Source organism: Frankia canadensis (assembly GCF_900197875.1).
Lineage (GTDB): Bacteria > Actinomycetota > Actinomycetes > Frankiales > Frankiaceae > Frankia > Frankia canadensis.
The window spans coordinates 1-5,446 of the sequence record NZ_FZMO01000247.1; the positions used below are offsets into that span (position 1 = coordinate 1).

A 5,446-nucleotide genomic window follows, 5' to 3' on the forward strand; every position below is an offset into this window, starting at 1 on the left:
CCGCACCATCCCGCTCGCCCCAGGCGCGATCTTCCACACCGATCGAGGGAGTAACTACACCTCGGAGGAGTTCGCGAGGACCCTTGTCACACTCGGCCTCCGACACTCGGTCGGACGGACCGGAATATGCTACGATAACGCAATGGCGGAGTCGTTCTTCGCCGCCCTGAAGAACGAGCGGGTCCACCGCACCTCCTACCCCACCCGCGAACACGCACGCCGAGACATCACCCGGTACATCGAGTTCCACTACAACACCCGCCGACTCCACTCTGGACTCGGCTACAGAACACCGCAAGAAGTCCACAACGAATTCCTGAACCGCAATGATGCGGCCTAAAACCGACTGATAGAATGTGTCCGGAAAACGCGGGGCCGATCAACCCCGAGGCGTGCGGCCATCGGGACCATGCTCTTGCGTTTGCCGTCGGTCAGTAGCCCCCGCACATACAGCTCACCTTTGCCTCGCTGGTCCCGCCGGGGCAGGTCCGCGAACATCTCACCCGCGAACCGTTCGATCACCGGCCGCACCCGGACCATCTCACCCAGTTCCATACCAACCACCGCCACACACACGAAGACGACAGTCAGTACAACCACACAGACAGACCTAATCAAGTCCTACTAGACGGTCCCGGCGCCCCGGTAGTCCTAGACGGTTCGCAAGGGATGCTGCTGCCGGCTGGCGGTGGACCCTGCTGTGAGCTTGGCGATGCCGTCGCTCGCTCCCTTCGCCCAGGTCACGGCCTCGGCCTCGGCGGGCTTAGACCTGGTTTCAGAATGATCCTTTGAGTTTTCGCAGGCAGATGATCGAGCAGGCGAGGCTCAGGAAGGCCTGGTGGATGTCGGCGCGGCGTTCCCAGCGGGTGCGTAGCCGGCGGAACTGGTGTAGCCAGCCGATGGTCCGTTCGACGGGCCACCGTTGGGTGCCGAGGCCGGAGCCGTGCGGTGTTCCGCGGCGGGCGATGATCGGGGTGATCTGGCGTGCGGTCAGCTTGCGGCGGTAGATGTCGTGGTCGTAGGCCCGGTCCGCGAGCAGGTAGCGCGGGCGGTGGCGGGGCCGGCCACGGCGTCCGCGGATGAGCGGGATCGCCTCGACCAGCGGGATCAGCTGGGTGACGTCGTTGCGGTTCCCACCGGTCAGGGTCGTGGCCAGTGGTACTCCGGTCGCGTCGGTGATCACATGGTGTTTGCTGCCGGGATGCGCCCGGTTGACCGGGCTCGGACCCGTCTGGGCCCCCCTTTTAACGCGTGCACATGGGAGGAGTCGACCAACGCCCGGTGCAGGTCAAGACGGCCCGCGGCGTTGCACTCGGCCAACATTTGCTCGTGTAGCCGCTGCCAGACGCCGGCCGCCTGCCAGTCGCGCAGCCGCCGCCAGCACGTCACCCCCGACACCCCGAACAGCGTCGTCGGCAACTGCCGCCACGCCACATCGTTGCGCAGCACCCACAGGATGCCTTCCAGCGCCGCCCGATCATCGACCGGCAGCCGACCCGGATAGCGAAAGCTGCGCTGGCGCACCGGGATCAGCGGCGCCAGCCGCTCCCACAGCTGTTCTGTCAGCACCTCATCGCGCATGACACCAGAGATCTACCCGGCCGGTCCGGATCATCCCGGTATGACACGCCGCAGTTGACCGATCTTTGTGAAACCAGGTCTTAGGGTTCGCTACGCACGTCGTGAGCACGTCGAGTAGGAGGTCGACAGCGCGTACTGCGGCTTCGGCGGCATAGGTCGCGTTCTCGTGCGAGACGTTGCTTCCGGTTGGATGGGGCTCTGGTTCGTGCGCAACGAACCCAGGATGGACGGCGCCGTCGCGAAGGTCGTCGAGCCAGTCGAACTGCGCCAGCCAGGTGAGGCCCTTCTTACCAAGGGCGAAGCGCAGCTTCAGGCGCTCAAGGATCACCCGCTGGCGCGAGCCCTGACGGCGATACGGCGGGGCGAAGACGCCGTACAGGCCGTCGATCGAGTGAGCAGCGGCGGCAACCGCTTGCATCGCAGCCCGGTACTCCCTGTGCAGATGCCCGGAGCCCACAGCGCTGTCGGTGGCATCGAGCAGGTTGCCGCGTGCGACCCGAGCCAGTTCCTCTTGCTCCAGGGCGATCTCGGCCCAGGTGTAGTAGACGTAGCTTCGGATCTGAATCGTCGGGGTGCCCACGGCGGCCTGGCTGGCGATCCCAGCGGGGCTGAGCACAACGAGCTTGCCAGCTGCGGTGTTAGGGCTGACTGTCACGGATTCAGCGTGGCACCCACGGCCACCGAGACGAGAGGCGGGTGCCAACCTCCCCGACCCGTCGCTCCACCATGGGTCGGAAGTGTCCTGGGCACCACCTACCGCCCGTGCGGCCGGGGTTCAGCCTTCGCGTCGGGTACGGGCCAGCTCCGCGTCGAGCACCCAACAGAAGGCGACGTTCGACCGCGGGAAGACCAGATAGCCGAAAATTTACACTCCGTCGTCGCCGAAGCCGACCGTTGGCGCTCGATCATAGGAGAAAAGTTTGAGAACGTGAAACCGGGTTGTCAGACGCTGGCGCCTAGAGAGTAGGAGTCTCGATGTACTGGCTGGCCGATTCTGAGCTTATAGTCGGGTACCGCTTGGGCAACTGGCTGATTAGTTTATAATTGGCGGATGAGTGCGAAACTGCGGGGACGTAAGGCATGGCTGGTTACCTGGGACGCGGCCGGAAGTCACGCGGCCGTTGCTGAGCGCGAGGTCGTCGCCGCAGTGTTGAGGCCCCAAACTGGTCCCGAGACGGTCAAACGAATAGTTGAGCTGCTGTACATGGCGCGCGAATTTGATCCGGCCGATAAGCTAGACGCCCTTACGCGGAACCCGTACCCCGCTAAGTTTGGAACGGTCACCGTGCGCGAGACGTTCAAGAACGGTGAAGTGTGGGAGCAGAGAGTAACGCACACTGGGCAGATCATTTGCGGCCACAATCCGTTTCTCTACGCGCGCCTCGTGAAGAACCTTCGCTTGAAAGACTCGGCCAATCCGGGTTCCGGTTTGATCTGGGACGAGGAACCACGTCAGAAGGTTGTTAATCTCGACAACCGAGCTTCAGACTGACCGTGGCTCCTTGCGGCAGCTCGCCCGCCAGGCCAGGGGCCGGGGTTGGTCGCCGAGTTGGCGCTACCTAAGCCGTTCCAACCCCAGGCTTGCGAGCTCGTAGAGGGCGCCGCGGATTTTCTTGACATTGATCCCACCGAACTCTCGCTTCAAGTTCTCCTCGGTGTAACCAGATTTTACGAGATAGGCCAAGCGTTCGACCGGGATACGTGTCCCCGTGATGACCGGCTCGCCGGCGAGGATGTTTTCGTTCTGCCTTATATAGTGCATCATTGCTGAGGTAAAGTTGCCATTCGGCGCGACTTAGTTAGACGTTGCTTACCGTTATTATGACTCAACCAGACGGAAATGCAATTGGCCGACGAACGTGAGGAATCCGGTCAGGGCGCCGGCTGCGAGGGGGACGACGAGGTCTGCACGCTCTTGCCCGGATGCTACGCAGCAGGCAAGGGCGATCGAGGACTTTCCATATCCTTCCGCGGGTGTGGGGTACCTAAACCGCCGGCTTGAGGAACTGGAGCAGGAGCTGCACGCCGATGAGCTTCGGGATGGCAGAAAGGACCTCATCGACGTACTGCACACGATGGCGGCGCGCCGCGTGTAGCGATCCCTTGCGATTCAGCCGGCGTGCCGTGCCAGAAGGTCCGCGAAGAACTGCTGTAGCAGGGCCTCGGCGCCGGAGCCAGTGAGTTCGTGGCCACCAAACCGGTAGACCTCGTAGCCGGCCAGCCTCAGCTTGCGGTCCTCGGCCATCATCTCGGAGTAGAGCTTCGGCGACGGCTGGCCGTCCTGGGCGTAGTGCTGCTGGCCGTCCACCTCCAGGACGACACGGACGCGCCCCGGCAGGAGCAACAGGAAGTCCATGCGCTCCCGCTTGATGATGCCGCCGTCCGGCCCGCGCTCGCGGCGTGTGTACGGGTCGTAGTGCAAGTAGACCTGGGGCAACAGGGCCGGGACTGCGGCGGCGGCGCCCGAGGCGTACTGCGCACAGTAGGTGCGGAACAAGATCTGCTCGGGCGGACTGTCCTTGGCGACAGAGCGGACGAGCCGCCGGTAGAGGTCCTGGCCGACCTCAAGGTCGGTGCGGTCGCCCTACCTGCCAAGCTAGGGCGAGACGGTGTGTATCTGGTATCCAATGACTAGGGCGGGAGGGAGACGACAGCTGTGACGGTAGGGCTGACAGGCCGGTCGGGTGTGGTCGACGATGGTCGGGTGAGCGAGGACGACGAGCGTCGCCGGCGGCCGGACCCGGAGGTGCCGGCGAAGGCACGGCGGCGGCAGTTCTCGCCGGGTTACAAGCTGCGGATTCTGGCCGAGTACGAGGCCGCGCCGAACGGTGAGAAAGGCGCGATCCTACGGCGGGAAAGGTTGTACTCAGCGCACATCGTGGAATGGCGGAAGCTGCGTGACGACGGCGCGTTGGCGGGGTTGTCGAAGCCGAAGGGCCGGCCGCCGGCCGACGACCGCGACAAGGAACTGGAACGACTTCGCGCGAAGAACGAGCGGTTGGAGAAGGAGCTGGCGAAGGCCCAGTTCGTGATCGACGTTCAGGGAAAACTTGCCGCGCTCTTGGAGAAACTGTCCGAGGGCGCTCCCGACGAGAACCCGCCCTCGCCGAAGAAGCCGAACGGCTGACCGAGGAAGCACTCGCGCTGCTCGTCCCACAGATCGGTGCGACCGGCGCGTGCAAAGCGGTCGGCAGGTCGCGGGCGGCCCACTACCGGCGGCACCGGAAAAGCCCCGGCCCGCCCCGGCCGGCACCGGTCCACCAGAAGGACCGGGCTTACCCGCGGGCGTTGGACCCGGCCGAGCGGGAGCGGGTGCTGGCGGTGCTCCACCACCCGAGGTTCGCCGACGCCAGCCCCGCGCAGGTCTGGGCGACCCTGCTCGACGAGGGCGTCTACCTGTGCTCCCAGCGGACCATGTACCGGCTGCTGGCCGCGCGTGGCGAGACCGGCGACCGCCGCGCCCAGGCCACCCACCCGCCACGCGTGAAACCCGAACTGCTCGCCACCAGACCGAACGAGGTCTGGACCTGGGACATCACCAAGCTTCTCGGCCCGAAGAAATGGACCTACTACTACCTGTACGTGATCCTGGACGTGTACAGCCGGTACGTCGTCGGCTGGACCCTGGCCGACCAGGAATCAGCGGCCCTCGCCGAGAGCCTGATAGCCGAGACCTGCTCCAAACAGGGAATAGGCCGAGGGCAGCTCACCGTCCACGCCGACCGCGGCAGCTCCATGACCTCGAAACCCGTCGCGTTCCTGTACGCCGACCTCGGAGTCACCCAGTCCCATTCCCGTCCCCGCACCTCCAACGAGGTGAGTCAGCGGCGGGAATCTCACCCGCCGCTGCTCTCAGAACCCGGCG

General features: G+C 65.0%; 7 protein-coding genes and 2 pseudogenes. 4 read left to right on the top strand and 5 right to left on the bottom strand.

Annotated features, from left to right (window positions below; all coding sequences use genetic code 11):
* Positions 1 to 340 (top strand): integrase core domain-containing protein (locus tag C1A33_RS19335; RefSeq protein ID WP_165818473.1); only part of this gene is annotated, 340 nt, incomplete at its 5' end.
* Positions 341 to 366: 26 nt separating this feature from the next.
* On the opposite strand, the pseudogene C1A33_RS19340 reads toward C1A33_RS19335, so the two are convergent.
* The 3 genes and pseudogenes from C1A33_RS19340 to C1A33_RS19350 form a co-directional block, all read right to left on the bottom strand.
* Positions 367 to 540, bottom strand: a pseudogene (locus C1A33_RS19340) (transposase); the annotation flags it as partial.
* 235 nt (positions 541 to 775) lie between these two features.
* Positions 776 to 1,581, bottom strand: a protein-coding gene (locus C1A33_RS19345; RefSeq protein WP_423748109.1) for an IS5 family transposase whose coding sequence is annotated in 2 segments (ribosomal slippage) — positions 776 to 1,245 and positions 1,245 to 1,581 — 807 coding nt in all. Because the reading frame shifts where the segments join, the coding sequence is not laid out codon by codon here.
* Positions 1,571 to 2,236, bottom strand: coding sequence for a hypothetical protein (locus tag C1A33_RS19350; RefSeq protein ID WP_133150733.1), 666 nt, complete (start codon positions 2,234 to 2,236; stop codon positions 1,571 to 1,573). The genes C1A33_RS19345 and C1A33_RS19350 overlap by 11 nt, the downstream gene beginning before the upstream one ends.
* A 396-nt stretch (positions 2,237 to 2,632) precedes the next feature.
* Here C1A33_RS19350 and C1A33_RS34260 point away from each other — a divergent pair, with 396 nt between their 5' ends.
* Positions 2,633 to 3,073, top strand: coding sequence for a hypothetical protein (locus tag C1A33_RS34260; protein ID WP_133150734.1), 441 nt, complete (start codon positions 2,633 to 2,635; stop codon positions 3,071 to 3,073).
* A 63-nt stretch (positions 3,074 to 3,136) separates the two neighbouring features.
* Here C1A33_RS34260 and C1A33_RS38025 read toward each other — a convergent pair whose 3' ends face one another.
* Positions 3,137 to 3,346, bottom strand: a complete 210-nt coding sequence (locus C1A33_RS38025) for a DUF433 domain-containing protein (RefSeq protein ID WP_101832865.1) — start codon at positions 3,344 to 3,346, stop codon at positions 3,137 to 3,139.
* Between the two features lie 345 nt (positions 3,347 to 3,691).
* Positions 3,692 to 4,078 carry a hypothetical protein gene (locus C1A33_RS19360; RefSeq protein WP_101832866.1) on the bottom strand — a complete coding sequence of 129 codons (387 nt, stop codon included), beginning with the start codon at positions 4,076 to 4,078 and terminating at the stop codon, positions 3,692 to 3,694.
* A gap of 207 nt (positions 4,079 to 4,285) precedes the next feature.
* Here C1A33_RS19360 and C1A33_RS19365 point away from each other — a divergent pair, with 207 nt between their 5' ends.
* Positions 4,286 to 4,708, top strand: coding sequence for a hypothetical protein (locus tag C1A33_RS19365; protein WP_165818472.1), 423 nt, complete (start codon positions 4,286 to 4,288; stop codon positions 4,706 to 4,708).
* Positions 4,705 to 5,446, top strand: a pseudogene (locus C1A33_RS19370) (transposase); the annotation flags it as partial. The gene C1A33_RS19365 and the pseudogene C1A33_RS19370, both read left to right, overlap by 4 nt.